Here is a 22,872-nt window from a genome sequence, read left to right as displayed (position 1 = left end):
GAAAAATGGGGGATTTTATTATGAGAAAATCTATTATTCTATGTATCCTATTATTATTTATATCGAATAATATGATGACTCAACCAGCAGAAGCTTATACCGATGAGTTGACAGATATGGCTTCGTTTGTAGTCAATAATCAAGTGGAAATAGAAAATTGGCAAACTACTTGGAAAGAATCATTTTCACATCAACAAGCAGAAGCGTTAATTAAAGCATTGAGTGCTAAGTATGACAAAACAGTGACAAAACATAAAAAAATAATAAAAATTTCTTTTAAAAACAGTCGCATTACTGGAAATATAGACGTATCTTATAGTGTGAGCCTTCCGCGTCAGAAAAAACTATCTGCAGAACTGGTAGTTGTCATTCAAGGAAGTAGTTGGAATCACATTATTGCACAAGAATATAGAGAAATCGTCAACTCCAGTGTAGATAATTATTTTTCAGCCAAGGCAAAGAGATTTTCTTGTCTGGCGACTAAAGAAAATGATATAATTAATGGTGACTATTTTTTAAACATGCTCATAAATTATTTTCAAGTTGAACAAATACAGACACAATTCGATACAGTTAAAAAATCAGTGCATAAAAAAATTATATACGGGTATACACCACTGTGGAATCAACAGATTTCAATCGACAGTGTTCCCATGAATTTTCAAATTGCAGTAACAGAAACTGGATCGGACAATCCTACATACATGATAGGAACACCTATCCTAATAAATGAATATTAATATAATGAAATTGGATCTGAAGGAGATTTGGAATATGGAAAAAATCATCGTAAGAGGCGGACACCAATTAAAAGGCACTGTTAAAATTGAAGGTGCTAAAAATGCTGTGCTTCCTGTCATTGCCGCTAGTCTTATTGCTAGTGAAGGAAAAAGCGTTATAAAAGATGTTCCTGAACTTGCTGATGTATATACAATAAACCAAGTATTAAGGAGTATAAATGCTAACGTACATTTTGAAAGTAATACAGTAACGGTAGATGCTTCCAATCAATTGATCACAGAAGCTCCATTTGAATATGTTCGGAAAATGCGTGCCTCTGTCCTCGTTATAGGACCTTTATTGGCACGCTATGGTCATGCAAAAGTTGCTATGCCAGGGGGGTGTGCCATCGGTTCAAGACCTATAGATTTACATCTAAAGGGTTTTGAAGCAATGGGGGCAGAAACTCATGTTGGTAATGGGTTTGTTGAACTAAAAGTCAGCAAGCGTCTTAAAGGTGCAAAAATTTATTTAGATATGCCTAGTGTCGGTGCAACTGAAAATATTATGATGGCAGCAGCATTGGCTGAAGGAAAAACAATCATTGAAAATAGTGCAAAAGAGCCTGAAATCGTCGACTTAGCAAATTACCTTAATAAGATGGGTGCCAAAATAGTTGGTGCGGGAACAGAAACGATCCGTATTGAGGGCGTTGAAAAGTTGCGCGGCGTGGAACATTCAATTATTCCTGACCGTGTGGAAGCGGGAACGTTTATGGTAGCAGCAGCAATTACACAAGGTAATGTGTTGATCCAAAATGCAGTTCCTGAGCATCTGCGCTCTGTTATTTCAAAATTAGAGGAAATGAATGTAAAGGTTATTGAAGAAGAAAATGGACTGAGAGTTATAGGACCAAAGAAATTGAAAGCTACAGACATTAAAACATTACCGCATCCTGGGTTTCCTACAGATATGCAATCACAAATGATGGCTTTGATGCTGGCAGCAGAAGGTACAAGTGTAATCACAGAGACAGTTTTTGAAAATCGATTTATGCATGTTGAAGAATTCAGACGCATGAATGCAAAAATGAAAATTGAAGGTCATAGTGTAATTATTGAAGGGCCTAGTGATTTACAAGGAGCTGAAGTAGCAGCTACAGATTTGCGTGCAGCAGCAGCATTAGTATTAGCTGGATTAGCCGCTGACGGTGTGACGAGAGTAACAGAATTAAAACATCTTGACCGCGGTTATGTTAACTTTGCTGGCAAATTAGCAGCTTTAGGGGCAGATGTGGAAAGGGTAGATGATAATGGGAATACAGTCGTTCCATTTATGAAAGTCGAACATTTAAACAAAACGATTGCGGCAGAGCTGTCCTAATAGTTTACCTGTCTCTTCGTAATACCTGTAAGTTAAGAATTAACTTGGTGAAATGAATCATTTGGAATTTATAGTTATATACAATTCTATTTCATTCTGTCAATTCACGCTTATATATTCCAAGTTCTATTTTAAATCACATTCAATTAATAGATAGTATAAAAACAGATGAAGAATTGTATCATCTGTTTTTATTTGTTTATATGTTATACATGAAACATATAAGGAATTGTGCGGAAATTATCTATACATTAATTTATGTATAATAGTTAGCATTTGAATTGCCAAAGATTTCAACGCTAAAAATAAATATATTAGTTTACTTAAAAACATTATATTGATACAGGACAAACTTTAAAAGCTGCCTCGAGCCTATGAAAAAACCATGTTCATTTTATCCGCCCCATCAAGACTGTGAATAAGCCTATTATTTTGATGGAAACTCCTGCTACTATATTCTCCTTTTTCACATCTTATCAACTTCACATTCACAAGTAACCTGCTTTGTTATCCTGCATCTAAGGCATCGTTAAGACTCTCTCTTCAAGACTTTAGAGAATACGGAGAAGTTTAAATTGTAGAAACGGCGCATCGAAAATTAAAATAAAATTACAGTTTTAATCATAAGAATATGCACTTTTCTTTTCATTCTATATATGGTAAAATTTAAGAAAATTTAAACATTAGAGGAGTGATCGTTCAATAATGAAATTATATATTTCTGCAGATATGGAAGGGATAACGGGCTTGCCGGATGAATCATTTGTTAAAGCTACTATGCATAATTATGAACGATCAAGAAAAGTCATGACAGAGGAAATAAATTGCGTGATTGTTGCTGCTTTAAAAAAGGGATGTACAGAAGTATTAGTTAATGATAGTCATTCCAAAATGAATAATATACTTATTGAGCATCTACATCCAGAAGCAAAACTGATTACCGGAGATGTTAAGCCATTTTCTATGATGGAAGGTTTGGATAGTACCTTTGATGGAGCAATGTTTATTGGTTACCATGTACGTGCCGGTCAGTTTGGGGTAATGTCGCATACCATGATTCATGCTGTAAGAACCATGTATCTTAATGATCACGAAATTGGAGAAATGGGATTTAATGCATATCTTGCAGGTTTCTATGATGTACCCGTTTTAGCCGTTACTGGTGATGATCAAGCAGCTCAAGAAGCAGAAGCGCTTATTCCTAATGTCACTGCTGTAGCAGTAAAAAATACGATATCTCGATCCTCTGTATATAGCCTTACACCAACAAAAGCAAATGAGATATTATCTGCCAGAATAAATGATGCGATGGAACGACGTCATCATGTTCAACCACTTATTCCTCCAAAACAACCGGTGCTGCGAATTGAATTTGCAAACTATGGCCAAGCAGAATGGGCAAATTTAATGCCGGGTACGTACATAGAGCCAAATTCAACGATTGTTACATTCAAAGCAAAAGATATTTTAGAAGCGTATCAAGCGATGCTTGTTATGACAGAACTTGCTATGAATACGAGGTTTTCATAAGGAGGAAAGTCCATGCTTCGTTACATATTAAAGCGCTTACTCATTATGCTGGTAACTCTGTGGGTAATTGTAACATTAACCTTTATTCTGATGGTTACCATACCAGGATCACCGTTTAATAGTGAGAGAGGGACTAATGAGGTCGTACAGGCTAATTTAGAGGCGCATTATAATCTGGATGAACCTTATATTGTGCAATACTTTTTATATTTAAAGTCGATTGTAACGTTCGATTTTGGTCCATCCATAAAGCAGCCGTCGCAAACAGTGAACGATATGCTGATGCGCGGTTTTCCAATTTCATTTGAATTAGGGATTATAACCATTATTGTTGCCGTTTTATCTGGAGTAACACTGGGGGTTTTTGCAGCATTAAAACATAATCAAATTATTGATTACGTAGCAATGGGATTTGCTGTTTTAGGTATATCAATTCCAAATTTCGTGCTAGCTACACTTCTCATTCAGCAGTTGGCTGTTAATATTGAACTTTTCCCTGTAGCCAGATGGCTGAGTCCAGCCCATATGATCTTACCAATTACTGCACTTGCTACTGGACCAATGGCTATTATTGCTAGATTAACAAGGTCAACCATGCTAGAAGTATTAACACAAGATTACATAAAAATGGCTCGAGCAAAGGGACTATCTCCATGGAAAATAGTTATTAAACATGCATTAAAAAACGCATTAATGCCCGTTATCACAATTATGGGCACGCTCTTAGCAGGAATTTTGACAGGAACATTTGTGATAGAAAAAATTTTTGCTGTTCCGGGCATGGGCAAGTATTTTGTAGAAAGCATAAATCAGCGTGATTATCCAGTTATTATGGGAACAACTGTATTTTATAGTGCGTTCCTCATTATCATGCTATTTCTCGTTGATATTGTATACGGACTTTTAGATCCGAGAATTAAGTTGCATAAGAAGGGAGGAAAATAAGATGAATGTGGCAGAAAAAACATCCAAACAACTTCCTTCTCCAGCAAATATTCCGGATGCTTGGTTCACTTGGAAAGAAAAGGATAAAGCGGAGATGCAGACTGTATCCAGACCATCCTTGTCTTATTGGAAGGATGCTTGGAGGAGACTTGTCAAGAATAAACTTGCAATGACGGGTCTCATCTTTTTAGTTATCCTTGCTATTTTTGCAAACGTTGGGCCAATCCTATCACCTTACGATGTAAATAAACAAGATTTGCCGAATCAATATCAGCCCCCATCCAAAGCGCATTGGTTTGGAACAGACAATGCAGGACGTGATGTGTTTACTAGGACTTGGTATGGGGCGCGAATATCATTGTTTGTTGGAGTTATGGCAGCACTCATCGATTTTACGATAGGAATAGTTTATGGCGGTATAGCTGGTTATAAAGGAGGGCGAACCGATCATATAATGATGCGGATTATTGAGGTTTTGTACGGTCTTCCATATCTGCTCGTCGTTATTTTATTATTGGTTGTCTTGGGTCCGAGCCTAGCGACCATTATTATAGCCTTAACGGTCACCGGTTGGGTAGGCATGGCCAGAATTGTTCGGGGGCAAGTATTGCAAATTAAAAATTATGAGTTTGTTCTGGCCTCTAAATCATTTGGTGCAAAGACATCACGGATTATCCGCAAAAATTTATTACCAAATACGATGGGTCCAATCATTATACAAATGACCTTAACCGTCCCCAGCGCCATTTTTGCAGAAGCATTTTTAAGTTTTTTGGGTCTGGGTATTCAAGCACCGTTTGCGAGTTGGGGTGTGATGGCGAATGACTCCCTAGGTGCAATTTTATCCGGTCACTGGTGGACATTATTTTTTCCAGCCTTTTTTATATCCTTTACCATGTTTGCATTTAATGTGTTAGGTGACGGGCTTCAGGACGCACTAGACCCGAAACTGAGAAAGTAGGTGAGCAAATGGAGAAATTACTTGAAGTAAATGATTTACATGTTACATTTTCCACCTATGGAGGAACTGTTAAGGCGGTTCGTGGTGTTGATTTTAAATTACATCAAGGAGAGACCTTAGCGATTGTTGGCGAGTCTGGTTGTGGTAAAAGTGTTACGGCTAATGCGATTATGCAGCTGATTCCCGATCCGCCTGGAAAAATAACAAAAGGGACGATTACATTTAAAAATAAAGTATTGACAAGTTTATCGGAAAAGCAAATGCGATCTGTTCGCGGAATTGATATTTCCATGATTTTTCAGGACCCGATGACAGCATTAAACCCAACGCTAACCATTGGAACACAAGTAATGGAGGGTGTACGCAAACATCAGCAACTTAGCGCCGACCAGGCAAAAGCCAAAGCATTAGAAATGCTGCAATTAGTTGGCATCCCCAATCCAATAGAACGTTTGAAGCAATATCCTCATCAGTTTAGTGGTGGGATGAGGCAGCGAATTGTAATTGCAATGGCGCTCATTTGTGAACCAGAACTATTAATTGCTGATGAGCCAACAACCGCGCTCGATGTAACAATTCAAGCACAAATTCTGGAGTTGTTTGAAAAGATTCAGGCAGCAACTAAAGTAGCTATTATTCTAATCACGCATGATTTAGGCGTTGTTGCTAAAATAGCAGATCGAATTGCTGTTATGTATGCAGGAAAGATCATAGAGGTTGGGTCTAAACGTGAGATTTTTTATCAAGCGCAACATCCCTATACAAAAGGGTTGCTAAATTCAGTTCCCCGTCTTGATGTAAAGGGAGGGAAGCTCAAGCCAATTGACGGGACTCCACCTGATTTATTCTCCCCACCACAAGGCTGCCCATTTACTGCGAGATGTCCGCTAGCAATGGAGGTGTGTGATAAAGTTTACCCGAACACGATTGATAAGAGCAAATCTCATAAGGTGAATTGCTGGATGCAGGATAGGCGGGCGAAGCAGCTGTTAGAACTAACAGCACTTAAATAAAACTAAGGAGGAAAAAGGTGTGAAGAAGTGGTTAGTCAGTATGGTCATCATTCTTTTTGTTGTCGCTTTAGCTGCATGTACTGCGAAGAAAGGAGCTGGAGAAGAACCGAAAGATAACAGTAAACAAAACGGAGCAGAGGAAAGCATTGGTCAAAAAGTTTTAAAATTAAATAATGGCCGGGAACCGACATCTTTTGACCCGGCAATCGGCTTTGATAATGTTTCGTGGGATGCTTTAAATAATTTGCTGGAAGGGTTAACTCGCTTAGGAGATGATCATCAACCGCAACCAGCAATTGCAGAGAGGTGGGATGTTTCGGAGGATGGAAAAACGTACACATTTCATTTACGAAAGGATGCAAATTGGTCAAATGGAGACCCAGTTGTAGCAAAGGATTTTATTTTTGCTTGGGAAAGGTTATTAAATCCGGATACTGGTTCAGCTGCAGGATTTCTCGGTTATTTTATTAAAGGTGGCGAAGCATTTAACAATGGTAAAGGCTCTAAAGATGATTTAGGTCTTACTGCAGTAGATGAGAAAACACTTGAAGTAGAATTAGAGAGTCCAACAGGCTTTTTTCTGCATTTAATAACAAACCCGGCTTTTTTTCCGGTAAATCATAAAGTTGCTGAAGAAAATCCAGAATGGCACACCGAAGCAAATACATTTGTTGCGAACGGTCCATTTAAGTTAGATGCTTGGAAACATGATAATGAAATGGTGTTTAGTAAAAACAAAGAATATTGGGATGCAGAAAATGTACGATTAGATGGTGTGCATTGGACGATGATTGATGATGTAAATACAGAATATCAAATGTTTGAAAGAGGGGAATTAGATTCAGCAGAAATTCCAGCAGAATTATCCGATCAATTGATTGATGGGGAAAATGTACAAATTGTTGAGCAGGGCGGGTTGGATTTTTACCGGTTTAATGTGACAGAGGAACCGTTTCAAAATATAAAAATTCGGAAAGCATTTGCTTTGGCAATTGATCAAAAAGAGATCGCAGAATTTGTAGTGAAAAACAAAGTAGAACCAGCTTTCGGTTTTGTATCCCCAGGATTTACGAACCCGGAAGGAAAAGATTTTAGAGATGTTAATGAGGATCTTATTTCTTTTAATCCAGAGGAAGCAAAAGCATTATTGGAAGAGGGAATGAAGGAAGAAGGGTATGATGAACTTCCTAACGTAACATTGTCATATAATACGGATCATGTTAATAAAGATGTAGCAGAAACATTGCAAGGAATGATTAGTGAACATCTTGGTGTTGATGTAGAACTTGAAAATACGGAATGGAATGTATTTCTAGAGGATCAAAAAGCATTAAAACATCAATTGTCACGAAGTTCTTTCTTATATGACTATGCTGATCCAATTAATTTCTTAGAAAGTTTCATTACCGGTTCTTATATGAATCGAACTGGCTGGTCAAATGAAAAATATGATGAGTTCATTGCAAATGCAAAGTCAGCAGTAGACGAAAAGAAACGTTGGGAATATATGTATGAAGCAGAAAAGCTATTAGCTGAAGAAATGCCGATTTTTCCAATTCGTTATTACAACCAAGTAGAAGTGTTACAGGAAGGAGTTACGAATATTCACCGCCACCCAGTTGGTTACCTGGATTTAAAATATGCTGATAAACAATAGGTTAACAGGGGCCCATAAATCAGCCCCTGTTTCTAGGAAAGAAGGGATCAAATGATTTATCCTCCTAGACTTCACCAAGGAGATACTGTTGGTATTCTTGCACCTGCAGGTCCACCAGATAGTAGCAGGTTGCAGCAAGGAATATTGTTTTTGGAAAAAATGGGACTAGAGGTGCGGTTAGGGGAACATGTGAATAAAGTGGATGGCTATCTCGCAGGGAACGACAGAGAACGACTGGAGGATTTCCAAAGCATGATCGTGGATCCGTCAATTAAAGCAATTATCTTTGCTAGAGGAGGATATGGAACGGCACGGATAGCATTACAGCTTCCTTATAGCTGGATGAAAAAGCAACCAAAAATCATTTGGGGATATAGTGATATAACATATTTACATACAGCCATTCGTCAACGAACAGGACTTGTCACATTTCATGGTCCCATGCTTTCCTCTGATATTGGAAGAGATGATTTTGATTCTATATCTGCAGTGATGTTTAAACAGTTATTTCAACCAATGACGTATACCTATACAGAACAAATCGCTCCTTTATATGTTATTGCTAACGGAGAAGCGACAGGAATGCTCGTAGGGGGAAATTTATCTATCTTGGTCAGTACACTAGGTACTCCGTTTGAAATCGATACAACAAATCGAATTGTTTTACTCGAAGACATTGGGGAAGAACCTTATAAGGTGGATAGAATGTTGAATCAATTAAAGCTCTCCGGAAAGCTTGCTAGTGCAGCCGGAATTGTATTAGGCGATTTTGCCGGTGCTTGCCCAAAGATCGTTCCGTCTTTAACATTGGAACGTGTTTTTAATGATTATTTGTCTGATTTAGATATACCTGTATTAGCAGGCTTTAAAATAGGCCATTGTATGCCAAATATAGCTATTCCTTTAGGGACAGAAGCAAAATTATCGACGAAACAAAAAACATTGAAAATTCAGCCGGGTGTATGCTAGTAGGATGTGGGGGATAAATATGGTCATAAAAGAAATAAAAACATTTCGTCAGCAGTGCCTTTATATACTCCGTTTAAAACAAAACAGCATTACGTACGGTTACTACAGCTGAAACAACAGTTGTCAAGCTAAGGTATGTGATAATAGAATAACTGGTTGGGGAGAAGCTCCGCCAACACATGTCATCACTGGTGAGAGTATTGAGTTTAGTATCCATCATGTGTTTAAACCGTTACTGCTTAGGAAGACATTATTATATTGAGAATGATTTTATGTTTACTAGGTTTAGTTAGTCAAGAACAAGTTAAGGGAAGGAGCACTATACATGAGTAGACAAAAGCCGGCGCAAAGTAATTATGATCTTTGGGTTTCAAGTGTTCCAGTGGCTACGGTATGGACAAATCCCGAATCACCGAGAAGTATAGATTTTCCGGGTATTACAAATCCAACCAATATGGATACGTGGATTAGTCAATTAGATGACAAAGCTAAACTGGCTTTATGTGAAGAAAATCGAATTCAGACACAATTACTATATGGTGAACAGGTTGTAATTACAGAGAAAGTAGGGGATTGGGTACATATTGTTATCCCTTCACAGCCTTCTGCTAAAGATGAAAGAGGGTATCCGGGATGGATACCATTATGTCAGCTAAAAACAGTAAAACGGGAAGAGTGGCAACAGCAAATATTAGTAATTATTCGAAGTGATAAAGCATGGCTGAGATTAGTAGATGAGCCAAAAATAAAACTAAGCTATTCAACTATTCTTCCAGTAAAAGAATATGATGAAAGTGAAGTTATGGTATGCACTCCTCATGGAATTGGGTATTTAAACGTACATGATGTGGAACTTTTTTCTCGGGAAAAGGGACTTTCACGTGGTAATGGAACTGCAATCTTAGATTCGGTGAAAGACTTTGTTGGATTAGCTTATTTTTGGGGAGGGATGAGTTCTTTTGGTTATGACTGCTCAGGACTATCATATACAGCTCATAAAGCAAATGGATATCAGATTGCTAGAGATGCTGTAGACCAGTCGAAAGGCGGTAAGGAAATCACCTTTTCGCAAGTACAACCAGGAGATTTACTGTTTTTTGCGTATGAAGAAGGAAAGGGGCGCTTGCATCATGTCGGGGTATACTATGGTGAAGGGAAGATGCTTCACTCGCCGCAAACTGGCAAGGGAATCGAAGTCATCCAGATAAAGAGTACCATCTATGAAAAAGAGCTATGTGCTATTCGACGCTATTGGTGTGATGAAGGGAGTGAATCTATATGACAGAAGAAATCTTACAAGTAAATAAACTAACAAAATATTTTAATGTTGGCAAAAACCAAACTTTACAGGCAGTTAATGATGTTTCATTCCGTATTTATAAAGGAGAAACATTTGGTCTTGTCGGAGAATCGGGTTGTGGGAAATCGACGGTCGGCCGAACTATCCTTGGTCTATATGATAAAACAGCCGGAGAAGTTATTTACGATGGGAGAGATATTCAAACACTGAAGGAAAAAGATAAAATTCAATTATACCGGCGCATACAGATGATTTTCCAAGATCCTTATGCATCTTTAAGTCCGCGTTCGACTGTCAAAGACATCATATCTGAACCGATGGAAGTGCATGCATTGTATAAGACGAATCAAGAACTGCAGGAACGTGTGTATCAGTTGCTCGAGGAAGTCGGACTAAATCGTGATCATGCCAATCGCTATCCACATGAATTTAGCGGAGGACAGCGACAACGAATCGGAATTGCAAGAGCATTGGCATTAAATCCTGAATTTATTATCGCAGATGAACCTATCTCTGCTTTAGATGTCTCTGTACAAGCTCAGGTTGTTAATCTATTGAAAGAGTTACAAATGGAGAAAGGGTTAACCTTTTTATTTATTGCCCATGATCTATCCATGATCAAACAAATTTCCGATCGGATAGGAGTTATGTATTTAGGTAATTTGGTTGAATTAACTAATAGTGAAGCCCTCTATGTCAATCCGCTTCATCCATATACACAGGCTTTACTCTCCGCCATTCCCATTCCCGATCCAGATATAGAGGAGAAAAGAGAACGAATAATATTGAAAGGAGAATTACCAAGCCCCATTTATCCACCAAGTGGTTGTGTATTTCGAACTAGATGCTCTGCAGCTATGGAAATTTGTGCTAGTCAAAAACCGCAATGGCAGGAAGTAGAACCGGGACATTATGCAGCTTGTCATCTTTATCAATAATAAAAACATAGTTAAAAATCCTACGTCTCCAGTAAATTACCCTTTATTATGGGTATATCTTAATAAGTGGCTAGGATTTTTTAAATTACCTAGAAACGATATCCAATTTCTAGTGGATATCGTTTTTGCAGATAGCTTCGCTGTCTAGCTAAGTGCTTGAGCGTCTAGTAAACTTCGCCTTTCTTCCTACGTTAAGGTAACATCGGCTCCTTTGTTTCTACATTTAAGGTGCTGTAAGAATAAATCCTCAAGCGTAAGGGACACCTAAATGTCCGTTTGTTCGATTGAACTGGAGGGAAGGCTTCTTGAACAGTCATCGAGTGAAGAATTCTTTCTTTTTAATTCTCTTTTGAATGCAAATTTGGTTAAAAAAGTAAAAGTTCCTAGGTGTATGTTTAGTTTTAATTCTACTTAATTTGTAGTGAGTTTTTACAGAATGCGTTTTCCTTTATTTTTTAAGTTCTATTGTTTTCTTACAATGTATACATATATTAGTAGGTATGCTAGATTAAATAAACTGAAGGAGGAAAGGAATGAAACGAGGTAACTATTCAACAAAGAGTGGTTCAAAAGCATGGAAGAAGCGAAACGCCACGTTGTTAAAAAAGATTAAATCAAAGCAACAATCATCCTTTCAACAACAGAGTATTTCAAAAAAACCATCAGGTAACAAACAACTGTTTTTAAAAACGAAAAAACCTTATTACTTACAAAAGTCACCAAAGCGCCCATCTGTTTGGAAAGTTCCGACCTCACTTCTATTAGCTAGTTTAATTATTGCCATCCTTGTTATACCAACTATGATCGTTGTTCCATACACAAAAGCTGATAAACAGGAGGAAAAAACAATATCCCATGCGGGCGATAAGGAAAAAGTGGCGAGTGAAGCAGAACTAGGTGCTTCGCCATTCTCTGTGTCTGTTATGCGGACAGCATCTGATAAGGTCGAAGGTATACCATTAGAGGAATATGTTGTAGGAGTGGTAGCATCTGAAATGCCAGCAGATTTTGAAAAGGAAGCATTAAAAGCACAATCCCTTGCTGCAAGAACGTATATTGTAAACCAAAAGCTTCATGGAGAAACGGAAAAAAAAGAATCTGATGTTACAGATACTGTTCAACATCAAGTATATAAAGATGAGTATCAGCTACAGAAAATATGGGGCAGTGATTTTGACTGGAAGATGAAGAAGGTGAAGGAAGCTGTTGCAGAAACAAAAGGAGAAATTTTAACATATAAAAAAGCGCCAATAACTCCAGCATTTTTTTCTACTAGCAATGGATATACGGAAAATTCAGAGGATTACTGGGAAAATAAGCTACCTTATTTAAGGAGTGTAGAAAGTCCGTGGGATAAGTCATCTCCTAAATTTTTGGATCAAAAAACCTTTTCCCTTGAGCAATTAGAGACAGCGTTAAAAATGGATTTGCCAGATCAGTTTCCATTGCCAATTGAGATAACACATACGGACAGCAAACGAGTAGAGAAGGTTAATATCGCTGGAAACAGCTTTTCAGGTAGGGACATACGAGAACAGCTCAAATTACAATCTAGTGATTTCACCATTAAACAAAAAAACAATCATTTTATATTTACCACTAAAGGGTTCGGTCATGGGGTTGGAATGAGTCAATACGGAGCAAATGGAATGGCAAAGGAAGGGAAAAACTATAAAGATATTGTTGGCTACTATTATAAAAATGTAGAAATTAGTAAGGTTAATGATATTGCTCAAACTCTCGTCGCAAAATAGGCGGGAGTTTTTAATCACTGTAGGAAAATATAAAACTTTAGGCTTTATCGTATAAGAAAAACGATAGCTTTCACCATAAAGACTTGGCGACAAGCCAAGTTTTTTTATTGCGCTTCTCTATTCTGTGCTCACCACTTCATGAACAAAAGTGCTTATGCAAAATAAAGTCTGGCTTTATCCTAGTAAATCTCCTTAATTTACCCTTCTTTTTTTAAAAAATACAATAAACTGCAAAATATTTTTTGAAAGATGTATATAAATACCTTTTTCTGATCAGAATGGTTGTTGAGGTGATGTTCTAATGAATGAAGAAAACAAAGGGACTTCAAAAAATAAGTGGAGTCGAATTTTTCGTAAAAAGTGGTTTTTCCCTGCTGTCTATTTAACTATTGCTGCCGTATTGTTATCAGTAGTTGTTTGGTATCAAAATAATGATAGTCAGGTTCCAGATGCTCAAGATGAAGGAAATGAATATACACCAGCACAACATGGTGAACGAGCGGAGCCTGTAATGGAACAGCAAGAAACAATTAAAATGCCAATAGCAGACGAAGAAGAAGCAGAAATTGTAACTAAATTTTATGATTACAACGCTGATCAAAAAGAGCAGGAGCAAGCATTGGTCTTGTACAACAATAAGTACTACGAAAGTGATGGTGTAAATATTGCTTCAGCAAGCGGTAAGTCATTCGATGTTGTAGCTGCTCTAAGCGGTGAGATTACCGAAGTTAAGGAAGATCCATTGCTTGGAAATGTTGTTGTACTAGAACATGATGATGAAGTGACAACATACTATGCTAGTTTAGAAGAGGTTAATGTCAAAGCAGGAACAGAAGTGAAGCAAGGCGATAAATTAGGAGTAGCAGGAAAAAATGTTTTTGGAAAAGACAGTGGCACACATGTTTATTTTGAATTGCGCAAGGATGGAAAAGAGGTTAATCCTGAAGAATACTTTAACCAGCCTGTAAGCAGTCTGAATAGTGTGACAGACGAAGTATCTGAGAAAACTAAATCACAAGAAAAAGAAGCAGATCCGTCTCAAGAGGATGAAGCTGCAGAAGAGTCATCTACCGAAGATCAATCACTTGATAAAGGTCAAGAAGACAAGTCTGACTCTGATGAAATAGAAGGTCAATTAAATGAGCAATCTGATAGCTCGACAAAATCTTCTAAAGATGAATAATTGGTCAAGCTCCCTTAGTAATCATAGCTGAGGGAGTTTTTATCGTTATCTTACGTCATTAACCGTTCGGTGTTACTTTAGAAAATTATAGAGCTTTTTTAAAAAATTGCCTGTCCTACTGCGCAAAGATGCTTTTTTAAGCATAAACCACATCTACTCATAATAAACTTATACAAACTAATCATTCTAAAATGTCTGAGGTGAGAGCATGTGGGGCTACTTTTCAATTGATAAGGATAGAAAGCGTCCTAAGTATAAGAATAAAATACAGAATATTATTAATGTTAAACGTATTTAGTTGTGAAATAGGTAAGCAACTACATATTGTTGCACTGATGTTTTCGGTCAATCATTTTATTGCAAACTATTCCATCCATGTAACACCTGTCTCAAACTACCACCTCGGAAATATACAACTTAGGGAGGCGAACGGTGTGCACGACTACATCAAAGAGAGAACGATCAGGATAGGAAATTATCTTGTGGAGACGAGAAAAACAGTTCGTGTAATAGCAAAGGAATTTGGAGTATCTAAAAGTACGGTCCATAAAGATTTGACAGAGAGGTTGCCAGAGATTAATCCAGAGTTAGCAAGCAAAGTGAAAAGCATATTGGAACATCATAAGGCCATTAGGCATTTACGTGGAGGAGAAGCGACGAGAAAAAAATATAAAGTCGATGCTACAAAAAAAACGGAAGCAAAGCCAGTAGGATAAATAGAGTCTAGAGCATCTTCTATTTACCCGTCGATGTGATCCAAACTCATCCAATTATTATGTAGGAACAAACTTTTTTACACTATAGAAAAGTATAAAACTTTAGGCTTTATCCCGCATGTAAGGTGCCGTAAGTTTCCCCCTTCAAGTCCTGAATTGATACAAAAGATTCAAAGTGGGAGAAAACGGCGCCTAAATGCCCAATTTGTTCAGGACGACAAGCTAAGGAAAGCTTCTTAAATTAACATCACGGTTTTTCAAGGACAAGAAGGACGACGGCAGCGATATATCGGACGATGATAAAGAGCTTTTCCTTTTCTAGACTCCTGCGATTTTAGCATTTATCTCTACCCCTATCAGTAGGGGATAAAAGAAAATCCTTACTGAATGAAGTTTTACTTTATTAGTAAAAAGCCTTCTGCTAAAAAAAGAGGCGGGAGGTTTTTTCTGTTTTTGTATAATACTTGGGAAAGGTTTACATCCAATTATATTTTCCTTAACAAAATTTAAATAAAATGCAGTTAAATGTAGAGATTTGTGGTAAAATATTATATTAGTAGCAGTATGGACAAAAATAATACATAGTAACTAATTAGGAGGATTTGAGCCCATGTTTTCAAGGGATATCGGTATTGATCTTGGGACAGCAAATGTATTGATTCATCTTAAAGGAAAAGGAATAGTTTTAAATGAACCAGCTGTTGTTGCCATGGATCGTAATACAGGAAGAGTACTGGAAGTCGGTGAGGCTGCTAGAAAAATGGTTGGTCGTACACCAGGGAATATTGAAGCTATTCGCCCGTTAAAGGATGGGGTAATTGCTGATTTTGATGTTACAGAAGCGATGCTAAAACATTTTATTAATAAAATAAATGTAAAAGGTTTTTTATCCAAACCAAGGATTTTAATTTGTTGCCCGACAAATATTACCAAAGTTGAACAAAAAGCGATTAAAGAGGCTGCTGAAAAATCAGGTGGAAAAAAGGTTTATTTAGAGGAGGAACCAAAAGTAGCAGCAATTGGTGCAGGTATGGAGATTTTTCAACCTAGTGGCAATATGGTTGTCGACATTGGTGGTGGTACAACAGATGTAGCTGTACTATCCATGGGTGACATTGTAACGTCAGAATCCATTAAAATGGCTGGGGATAAATTTGATGCGGAAGTTCTTCAATACATAAAGAAAAAATACAAACTTTTAATCGGAGAAAGAACAGCAGAAGACATAAAAATTAATGTAGCTACTGTTTTTCAGGGTAGCCGTGATGAGCAAATGGAAATTCGTGGTCGGGATATGGTATCAGGATTACCACGAACTATCTCCGTAAATTCTCAAGAAATAGGGGAAGCTTTACGGGAATCTGTTTATCTGATCGTTCAAGCAGCAAAATCCGTATTGGAGCGTACACCGCCAGAATTATCAGCAGATATTATTGATCGTGGGGTAATTTTAACAGGTGGCGGGGCATTAATTCATGGCATGGATGAATTACTTGCTGAGGAGTTAAAAGTTCCCGTGTTTATTGCAGAAGAACCTATGAACTGTGTAGCAAAAGGAACAGGCATGATGTTAGAAAATATTGACAAAGTTGATCGGAAAAAGATCATTTAATTGTATGTTAAAAAGAAGATAAAGGTAGCCAAGATCGCAACATCTTTAAAAATTGCGATGGTCGCTGTTGAAGTTTTCCTTGTCTTGTAAATGCAGAAGTGCTTTTTCTGCGTGCGAATGTATCGCTGTAGCATATGTTGTCCTTGAAAAAGAAGTGTATACCGATACAACAGAACAATTAAATGAAGGGAATAAAGAAAAACTAGGTGTACAGAAATTGTCTAAAATTTTTATTCGCTTCGTTTTAACTTCAACGCTAAAATTTTTATATTTTAACAAGAGATATTTCAAGGTGTCATATTTACCAGACTTTTTAAACATTCTCTTTGATTGAAATAAAGGAAGAAATTGTAAAAGGAGGGGAATTCTTTGCTAAGAGGTTTTTATACAGCTGCCAGCGGAATGATCGCTCAGCAGCGTCAGCAGGAGGCTTTTGCAAATAATATATCCAATGCAAACACCCCGGGTTATAAAGCAGACCAGACAGCTTTACGAGCTTTTCCAGAAATGTTAATGAATAGAATGGGGGGAGAAAAACTCCCTACTCAACATTCGCTTAGCGTAAGAAAACAACAGCCAATAGGGGCCTTGAATACAGGCGTGTATGTACAAGAAACGATTCCAACATTTACGCAAGGGGACGTGCGTCAGACAGGAATTTCTACTGACATTGCGCTTATTGATGGGCAGTTACCTGACGATACAGGAAGGCTTTTTTTCACTGTGCAAAACACTGCGGGAGATGTTCGCTATACTAGAAATGGAAATTTCACGGTAGATGGTGATGGATACTTAGTTACAAATCAAGGTTATTATGTTTTGGATCAAGCAGGTGAACCAATTCAAACGAATGGATTAGAATTTACTGTAACCTCTGATGGCTTATTACAAACAGCTGATGCTGCTATTCCGTTAGGCATTGCCTATGCTGCTGATGCTAATGAGTTAGTAAAAGAAGGAGATAATTTATACGCTGGGGATGCTGTAGCTGTACCAGCCGGAGCAACTTTTTCTATTAAACAAGGCTTTTTGGAACGCTCAAATGTGGATGCGATGCAATCAATGACCCAAATGTTGGAATCTTACCGTATGTTTGAAACAAATCAGCGAGTTTTAAAGGCTTATGATGAAAGTATGGGTAAGGCAGTCAGTGAAATTGCTCGTTTAGTGTAAAGGAGAGATTAGCATGTCAAGAACAATGATCCAAGCTGCAGTTACAATGAACCAATTACAAAACAAGCTCGACGTGATCGGAAACAATCTGGCAAATAGTCAAACAACAGGTTATAAAAACAGGCAAGCTAATTTTTCCTCGTTACTGTTTCAACAAATGAACAATTTAACAGATCCTAGAAACGCAGAAGGCAGATTAACTCCGGACGGTATTCGTATCGGATCGGGAGCCAAGCTTGGGTCAATTAATTCCAATATGCAATTAGGCGCATTGCGAAACACAGACCGAGCGTTAGATACGGCATTGCTAGATGCAAATCATTTATATCAAGTTCAAGTAATTGAAAATGGAGTAACCGAGACGCGTTATACACGAGATGGTGCATTTTATTTAAGCCCAGTTAATAACAATCAACAAGTAATGCTAACAAACAGTGATGGCAATCCGGTTCTTGGTATAAACGGCCCGATAGTTATTGATGAAGGGTTTGATGATATTACACTACTACCTAATGGGGAAATTAGAGTGACACGTGGAGCCACAACTGAAATAGCCGGGAGAATTGCTGTAGTTGAAGCAGTTCGTCCTCATTTGCTAGAAGCAACTGGAGAAAATTTATTCCGTTTACCTAATCTAGTAGAGCTCGGCTTTAATATAGCTGAAATTATTCAACCGGTGGGAGAGAACGAACAAATTTTAAAAAGTGGCACATTGGAGGCATCGAATGTCGATATGTCTCAAGAAATGTCAGAGTTAATTATGACACAGCGTGCCTACCAATTTAATGCAAGAACGATATCTATGAGTGATCAAATGCTTGGTCTCATTAATCAATTACGCTAAATATCAATTTATTCCTAAAAGAGGTAAAAGCTCTGAGACCGGTAGATGGTAACGTTCATGAAAATCATGTGTATCATTGCTGGAGTGTTCCTTATTGCTTAGGGAATTATACCTTTTTTCGTTGGGGAAATTTCTTTTGAAAAGTAGCTTCGACTAGCTTAAGCACTGAAAGCTGTAGAAAACTTCGAACTTCTTCCTATGATAAGTTAACATTTGCTCGAATCAAAAGGAAGACCGACTAAAAGCGGACCTGCCACTCAGGCGTCGGCATAGCCCTGTTTTAGAGGCATGTTTTCTTTATCCCGGATGTAAGGGGCCATAAAATTACCAACTTATAGAGAATTTGGAGACGTTTAAATTGAAGATAACGACACCTAAATGCCCGATTGGTTCAGAGGCCTTTAGGTCAACATTTCTTGGGAAAGCACTCCAAGAAATGAAGTTTCATTTTATCTCGTCAGAAGATCTCCAAGTTTGTACGTCGCTAACCAAGGGCTTCTAGCTTCTGTTCTGCTTGAAAACCCTGATTGTATTGCTGTTGAGGCTTACTCTGTGCTGTGATTCTGCTGATAGCAGCATGTCCTATCGAATCGAAGTTCAAGAGACTGTTACGAACAAAAGGGCAAATTTACATCACAGAGATTCATAAGCTATAAGGAAATTTGATGTGTCATACAACCTCTAGAAGTAAGGAGAAACAAAACTATGTTCCTAAACCAGAATCTCGTCAAGGGGAAAGGCTCTACCAAAGCTTTAGAGGAAGATGGTAGTAAATTAATCTATCGTTCCCAACAAAAGACTGATTCAAGCACTGCTAAATTACGACAAAGAAGTGAAAAACACCAAATGCAGCGAGCAGGGACTACGAAAAAACGTCCGAGACTACGCATTTTTCCTATTTGGTTAAGGATTATTGTCGTTTCACTTCTATGTATAATTGCCTTAGTGATTGGACTAATGGTCGGCTATGGAGTCATTGGTGATGGCACGCCTATCGACGCTTTAAAAAAAGAGACATGGCAACATATTATAGACATTGTTACGAAAACAAATTAAGTAAAGCATCTAAGTCTAATGTCGACTCAGATGCTTTCATTTCAGTTACCATATCAATTTAAAGTAGAAATTTCATTCAGTGCGGGGAATCCTTCATCCTCCACTAGATGATAGTATCGCAAGGGCACGACCTAAAGGCCTCCCGAACGAATCGGAGCTTTTTAGGTGCCATTATCCCCCACCTTGACGTGGGAGTCTGACGGCACTTTAGATGCGGTATAAAACAAGAAAAGAGGCTGATAAAATGAATATTGAACAAATAAAAGAGATAATTCCTCATCGTTATCCGTTTCTATTAGTCGATCGTGTAACAGAATTAGAAGAAGGAAAACGAGTTACTGGTTTGAAAAACGTTTCTGCAAACGAACCATTTTTTCAAGGCCATTTTCCGGAATATGCTGTTATGCCGGGTGTTTTGATTTTGGAGGCGTTAGCACAGCTGGGTGCAATTGCCATGCTTGGCTTAGAGGAAAATAAAGGGAAAATTGGATTTCTAGCAGGTGTTGATAATTGTCGTTTTAAACAACAAGTTCGTCCTGGTGATCAATTGCAAATGGAAGTGGAGATACTTCGATTAAAAGGTCCAATCGGTAAAGGAAAAGCAGTTGCTAAAGTGGAGGGAAAAACTGCTTGTGAAGCAGAAATTTTATTTGCTATAAAATAAACTTTGCAGGAAGTTCAATATTTGGCGAAAATGCCATAGCTAATGTTTTTGTGGGTTAGGAAAATTTTTGTGCTAAAGTTAAGGTAACATAGTTATTGTCTGACGTTTATAAAAATAGCCTAATTAAAAAATCAATCTTAATTAGGTTCTCACGGTTAAAAATAACCATTCAGCTTTCCGAAACCACCTTGAAATTTCCGGCCCTTTTTAAACCTTAAAATTAATGATTATAATTAAAAAAATCACTTCATCTTTCAACTTTAGGAAAAATTGGATAAAAAATTGTATGACTTCTTTCGATTTGGTTATGCTAAAAGCGAACGAATACAAAAGGAGGCATTACAATGAAATCAAAACTTCTTATGAAACTTGGAGCATCTATTTTAATGTTATCATTAATTGCTGCTTGTGCAACAAATGATGATCAAGGCCCTGCAGATAATAATGATACACCAGTAGAAGATCAGGGGGGTAACAACGATCGTCCTGCAGATGACAACGGCATGGATGGAAATGATAACGATCTCCAAAATGAAGAAGATAATACTGACACTGATAATAACGATGATAATATGATGGACGATCAAAATAAAGATAATAACCAAGGAAATCAATAATGGTTTGATTTTTTTCGTTCCATACTTAAAAGGGGCAGAACATACACAGTATGTTTCCTGCCTCTTTTTACGTTAAAAAGCATAAAATTTTAGTACTAAAGTTAATATCTTAACCCATTATATCGATCTGTCTGCCAAGCGTAGGATGAGTTATTTTAGAAACAGAGGAATCTACAATCATTTTTTGAAGCTGTGCGCCTTGAGTTTCCATAACTCCTAATGCATTTTTCATCACCGCTATACCTGCATTAGTTTGTATTTGCTGATTAGCTAAACCAATTGATAATGCAGCTATATCCATCCAAACATCAACTCCTTAATCCATTTAAAATTAGGTATAATTATAACATAGCATGACAACAAAAATTGAAATTGAATGAAAGCTTTCTGTAATTAAGGTAAAAGGAACTGCATATCCGATGATCATCCTCCTCAGTTTAGAGAAAGAGACGAGTAAGCAAAAATGATACGCAAGATAAGATGAATTACTTCCTAAATAAAAGTCTTTCATCATCTTTTAGTTATTGAAACTATTTGTCGTTAAGTAAAGACAAAGTATAGACAAAATAGTAGAATTAATGTTAAAAGTCTAATAATTACTAGAGGAGGAGACTAAGTTGAAGCAACGTATTACATCAGTGTATATTGTATCAGTAAAAACAAAAGCTATATTTTGGAGTGAATATACTTATTATCGTTCACTCATTTTAGAAGATGATGTACAAAGGAGATCATTGCATCGACCAGAACAAATTATTGATTATAGTTGTCTGTTATATGGATCTACCTTAGAAGGCAGGAGGATGGCTGTAAAAGACGTTTTACATTCATCCAGCAAGCTCCCAATTCCAGTAATACCAGAACAAGGTGTTTATATGATGCCGACAGCTTCTATTAAAAATAAAAGCAATGCTTGGATCGCTTATCACCACATATATCGATATGAAAAAAAGAATTCCGGCACATACGTTACGTTTTATGATGGGAGCGGCTGTTATGTAGAAATATCTTTAAATGCATTTGATCTACAATATAAACGAACAAGTCAATTAATCGTACATCTAAATCGCCCTGTTTTATTTGGACAATCCAGATTTCCTACAATGAAATTATTTCACCAGCATTTATAACACTGATAATTTTTACAGTAAGGTAAAAAGGAAAATAGCAAGTTTTATAACCGGTATAAGTGAATTAACTTAACTGTTTTGTCTACCATAACCGATAAAGTATGAATCGTTATTTAGTACCAATAATTAAAAATGGTAATTAATCTTAAAGTATTTTTACTTGTTTTTCAGATGGTTCGCTTGTTATTATGAATACGTTTAAAAATACTCGTATCTATAAAAGATTAATATTACTTAACAAGTAGTAGTTAATCATGTAAAGACCGAAATCAAACAATAGAAACTAGAAAAGTAAAAGTGATCTTTATCGTTAGAAATACATCCTAAGTCGTAGTTAGTTATATTACCTTAGCCAGTTATCAACCAATGAGATATTCTATACAATAATGTTAGACATAACTGGAACAGATACGGAACTTATCGTTTTAAGTTAGAAGTGTATAAAACAAATGTACAGGTTAGTTTATTTCATTAAAAGTGACAATAATTAGGTCCATATGCACACTAAAACATAATTCAATTGTACTAGGTTTTTGGACTTCCTCGAATACGAAGTATTTCGCTTGTACATTACCTTACGTAACACCTCATAGTAGTTAACAGATGATAAGATTTAAAAGTTAAAGCTAGGTTCATTAGAAAATGCTAAGCAGTCATGTTTGTAATTTGATTTTTTGCAGTTACTATTCTGTACTATAAATAAAGGA

21 protein-coding genes and 1 pseudogene are annotated in these 22,872 nt (G+C 37.0%); 21 read left to right on the top strand and 1 reads right to left on the bottom strand.

All coding sequences use genetic code 11. The features are described from left to right. The first annotated feature begins 20 nt into the window (after positions 1-20). The 20 genes and pseudogenes from BN1066_RS05775 (at position 21) to BN1066_RS05685 (ending at position 21,035) form a co-directional block, all read left to right on the top strand. Positions 21-740, top strand: a complete 720-nt coding sequence (locus BN1066_RS05775) for a YwmB family TATA-box binding protein (protein ID WP_179104296.1) — start codon at positions 21-23, stop codon at positions 738-740. Between the two features lie 34 nt (positions 741-774). Further along, entirely contained in the window at positions 775-2,103 is a 1,329-nt protein-coding gene (murA, locus tag BN1066_RS05770) for a UDP-N-acetylglucosamine 1-carboxyvinyltransferase (protein ID WP_077318503.1), read from the top strand. Positions 2,104-2,808: 705 nt separating this feature from the next. Continuing rightward, positions 2,809-3,633 carry a M55 family metallopeptidase gene (locus BN1066_RS05765; protein WP_077318502.1) on the top strand — a complete coding sequence of 275 codons (825 nt, stop codon included), beginning with the start codon at positions 2,809-2,811 and terminating at the stop codon, positions 3,631-3,633. Between the two features lie 12 nt (positions 3,634-3,645). Continuing rightward, entirely contained in the window at positions 3,646-4,578 is a 933-nt protein-coding gene (locus BN1066_RS05760; RefSeq protein WP_077318501.1) for an ABC transporter permease, read from the top strand. A gap of 1 nt (position 4,579) precedes the next feature. Continuing rightward, positions 4,580-5,539, top strand: coding sequence for an ABC transporter permease (locus BN1066_RS05755; RefSeq protein WP_077318500.1), 960 nt, complete (start codon positions 4,580-4,582; stop codon positions 5,537-5,539). Between the two features lie 8 nt (positions 5,540-5,547). Beyond that, positions 5,548-6,552: an ABC transporter ATP-binding protein gene (locus tag BN1066_RS05750; protein WP_077318499.1), complete on the top strand. Its 1,005-nt coding sequence runs from the start codon at positions 5,548-5,550 to the stop codon at positions 6,550-6,552. 19 nt (positions 6,553-6,571) lie between these two features. After that, complete coding sequence (locus BN1066_RS05745) at positions 6,572-8,209, top strand: peptide ABC transporter substrate-binding protein (protein ID WP_281250250.1); 1,638 nt, start codon at positions 6,572-6,574, stop codon at positions 8,207-8,209. Between the two features lie 51 nt (positions 8,210-8,260). Then, a complete protein-coding gene (locus BN1066_RS05740) occupies positions 8,261-9,178 on the top strand; it encodes a S66 peptidase family protein (protein ID WP_077318498.1) in 918 nt (305 codons plus the stop codon). A gap of 19 nt (positions 9,179-9,197) precedes the next feature. Further along, positions 9,198-9,434, top strand: a pseudogene (locus BN1066_RS20645) (dipeptide epimerase); the annotation flags it as partial. A 69-nt stretch (positions 9,435-9,503) separates the two neighbouring features. Next, positions 9,504-10,460, top strand: a complete 957-nt coding sequence (locus BN1066_RS05735; RefSeq protein WP_077318497.1) for a C40 family peptidase — start codon at positions 9,504-9,506, stop codon at positions 10,458-10,460. Beyond that, on the top strand, positions 10,457-11,416 hold the full coding sequence (locus BN1066_RS05730) for an ABC transporter ATP-binding protein (RefSeq protein WP_077318496.1): 960 nt from the start codon (positions 10,457-10,459) through the stop codon (positions 11,414-11,416). The genes BN1066_RS05735 and BN1066_RS05730 overlap by 4 nt, the downstream gene beginning before the upstream one ends. 533 nt (positions 11,417-11,949) lie before the next feature. Further along, on the top strand, positions 11,950-13,170 hold the full coding sequence (spoIID, locus tag BN1066_RS05725) for a stage II sporulation protein D (protein ID WP_077318495.1): 1,221 nt from the start codon (positions 11,950-11,952) through the stop codon (positions 13,168-13,170). A gap of 301 nt (positions 13,171-13,471) precedes the next feature. After that, positions 13,472-14,353, top strand: a complete 882-nt coding sequence (gene spoIIQ / locus BN1066_RS05720) for a stage II sporulation protein SpoIIQ (RefSeq protein WP_077318494.1) — start codon at positions 13,472-13,474, stop codon at positions 14,351-14,353. A 434-nt stretch (positions 14,354-14,787) separates the two neighbouring features. Then, positions 14,788-15,069 (top strand): sporulation transcriptional regulator SpoIIID, encoded by a 282-nt coding sequence (gene spoIIID / locus BN1066_RS05715; protein WP_077318493.1) that lies wholly within the window; start codon positions 14,788-14,790, stop codon positions 15,067-15,069. 610 nt (positions 15,070-15,679) lie between these two features. Beyond that, positions 15,680-16,681, top strand: coding sequence for a rod shape-determining protein (mreB, locus tag BN1066_RS05710; protein ID WP_077318492.1), 1,002 nt, complete (start codon positions 15,680-15,682; stop codon positions 16,679-16,681). Between the two features lie 369 nt (positions 16,682-17,050). Then, positions 17,051-17,854, top strand: coding sequence for a flagellar hook-basal body protein (locus BN1066_RS05705; RefSeq protein ID WP_077318491.1), 804 nt, complete (start codon positions 17,051-17,053; stop codon positions 17,852-17,854). A 13-nt stretch (positions 17,855-17,867) separates the two neighbouring features. Continuing rightward, entirely contained in the window at positions 17,868-18,698 is an 831-nt protein-coding gene (locus BN1066_RS05700) for a flagellar hook-basal body protein (protein ID WP_077318490.1), read from the top strand. Positions 18,699-19,403: 705 nt separating this feature from the next. After that, on the top strand, positions 19,404-19,754 hold the full coding sequence (locus BN1066_RS05695) for a DNA-directed RNA polymerase subunit beta (protein WP_077318489.1): 351 nt from the start codon (positions 19,404-19,406) through the stop codon (positions 19,752-19,754). Between the two features lie 244 nt (positions 19,755-19,998). Further along, positions 19,999-20,418 (top strand): 3-hydroxyacyl-ACP dehydratase FabZ, encoded by a 420-nt coding sequence (fabZ, locus tag BN1066_RS05690; protein ID WP_077318488.1) that lies wholly within the window; start codon positions 19,999-20,001, stop codon positions 20,416-20,418. A gap of 344 nt (positions 20,419-20,762) precedes the next feature. Beyond that, positions 20,763-21,035, top strand: a complete 273-nt coding sequence (locus tag BN1066_RS05685; protein ID WP_077318487.1) for a hypothetical protein — start codon at positions 20,763-20,765, stop codon at positions 21,033-21,035. Between the two features lie 109 nt (positions 21,036-21,144). On the opposite strand, the gene BN1066_RS05680 is transcribed toward BN1066_RS05685, so the two are convergent. Next, a complete protein-coding gene (locus BN1066_RS05680) occupies positions 21,145-21,336 on the bottom strand; it encodes a YjfB family protein (protein WP_077318486.1) in 192 nt (63 codons plus the stop codon). 316 nt (positions 21,337-21,652) lie between these two features. Here BN1066_RS05680 and BN1066_RS05675 point away from each other — a divergent pair, with 316 nt between their 5' ends. Next, a complete protein-coding gene (locus BN1066_RS05675; RefSeq protein ID WP_077318485.1) occupies positions 21,653-22,165 on the top strand; it encodes a competence protein ComK in 513 nt (170 codons plus the stop codon). The last annotated feature ends 707 nt before the right edge of the window (positions 22,166-22,872 follow it).

The sequence above is a fragment of the Virgibacillus proomii genome (assembly GCF_900162615.1).
In the GTDB taxonomy this organism is placed as follows: Bacteria; Bacillota; Bacilli; order Bacillales; family Amphibacillaceae; genus Virgibacillus; species Virgibacillus proomii.
The sequence above is the reverse complement of the archived record's forward strand: the minus strand, read 5'-3'. Positions and strand labels throughout refer to the sequence as shown.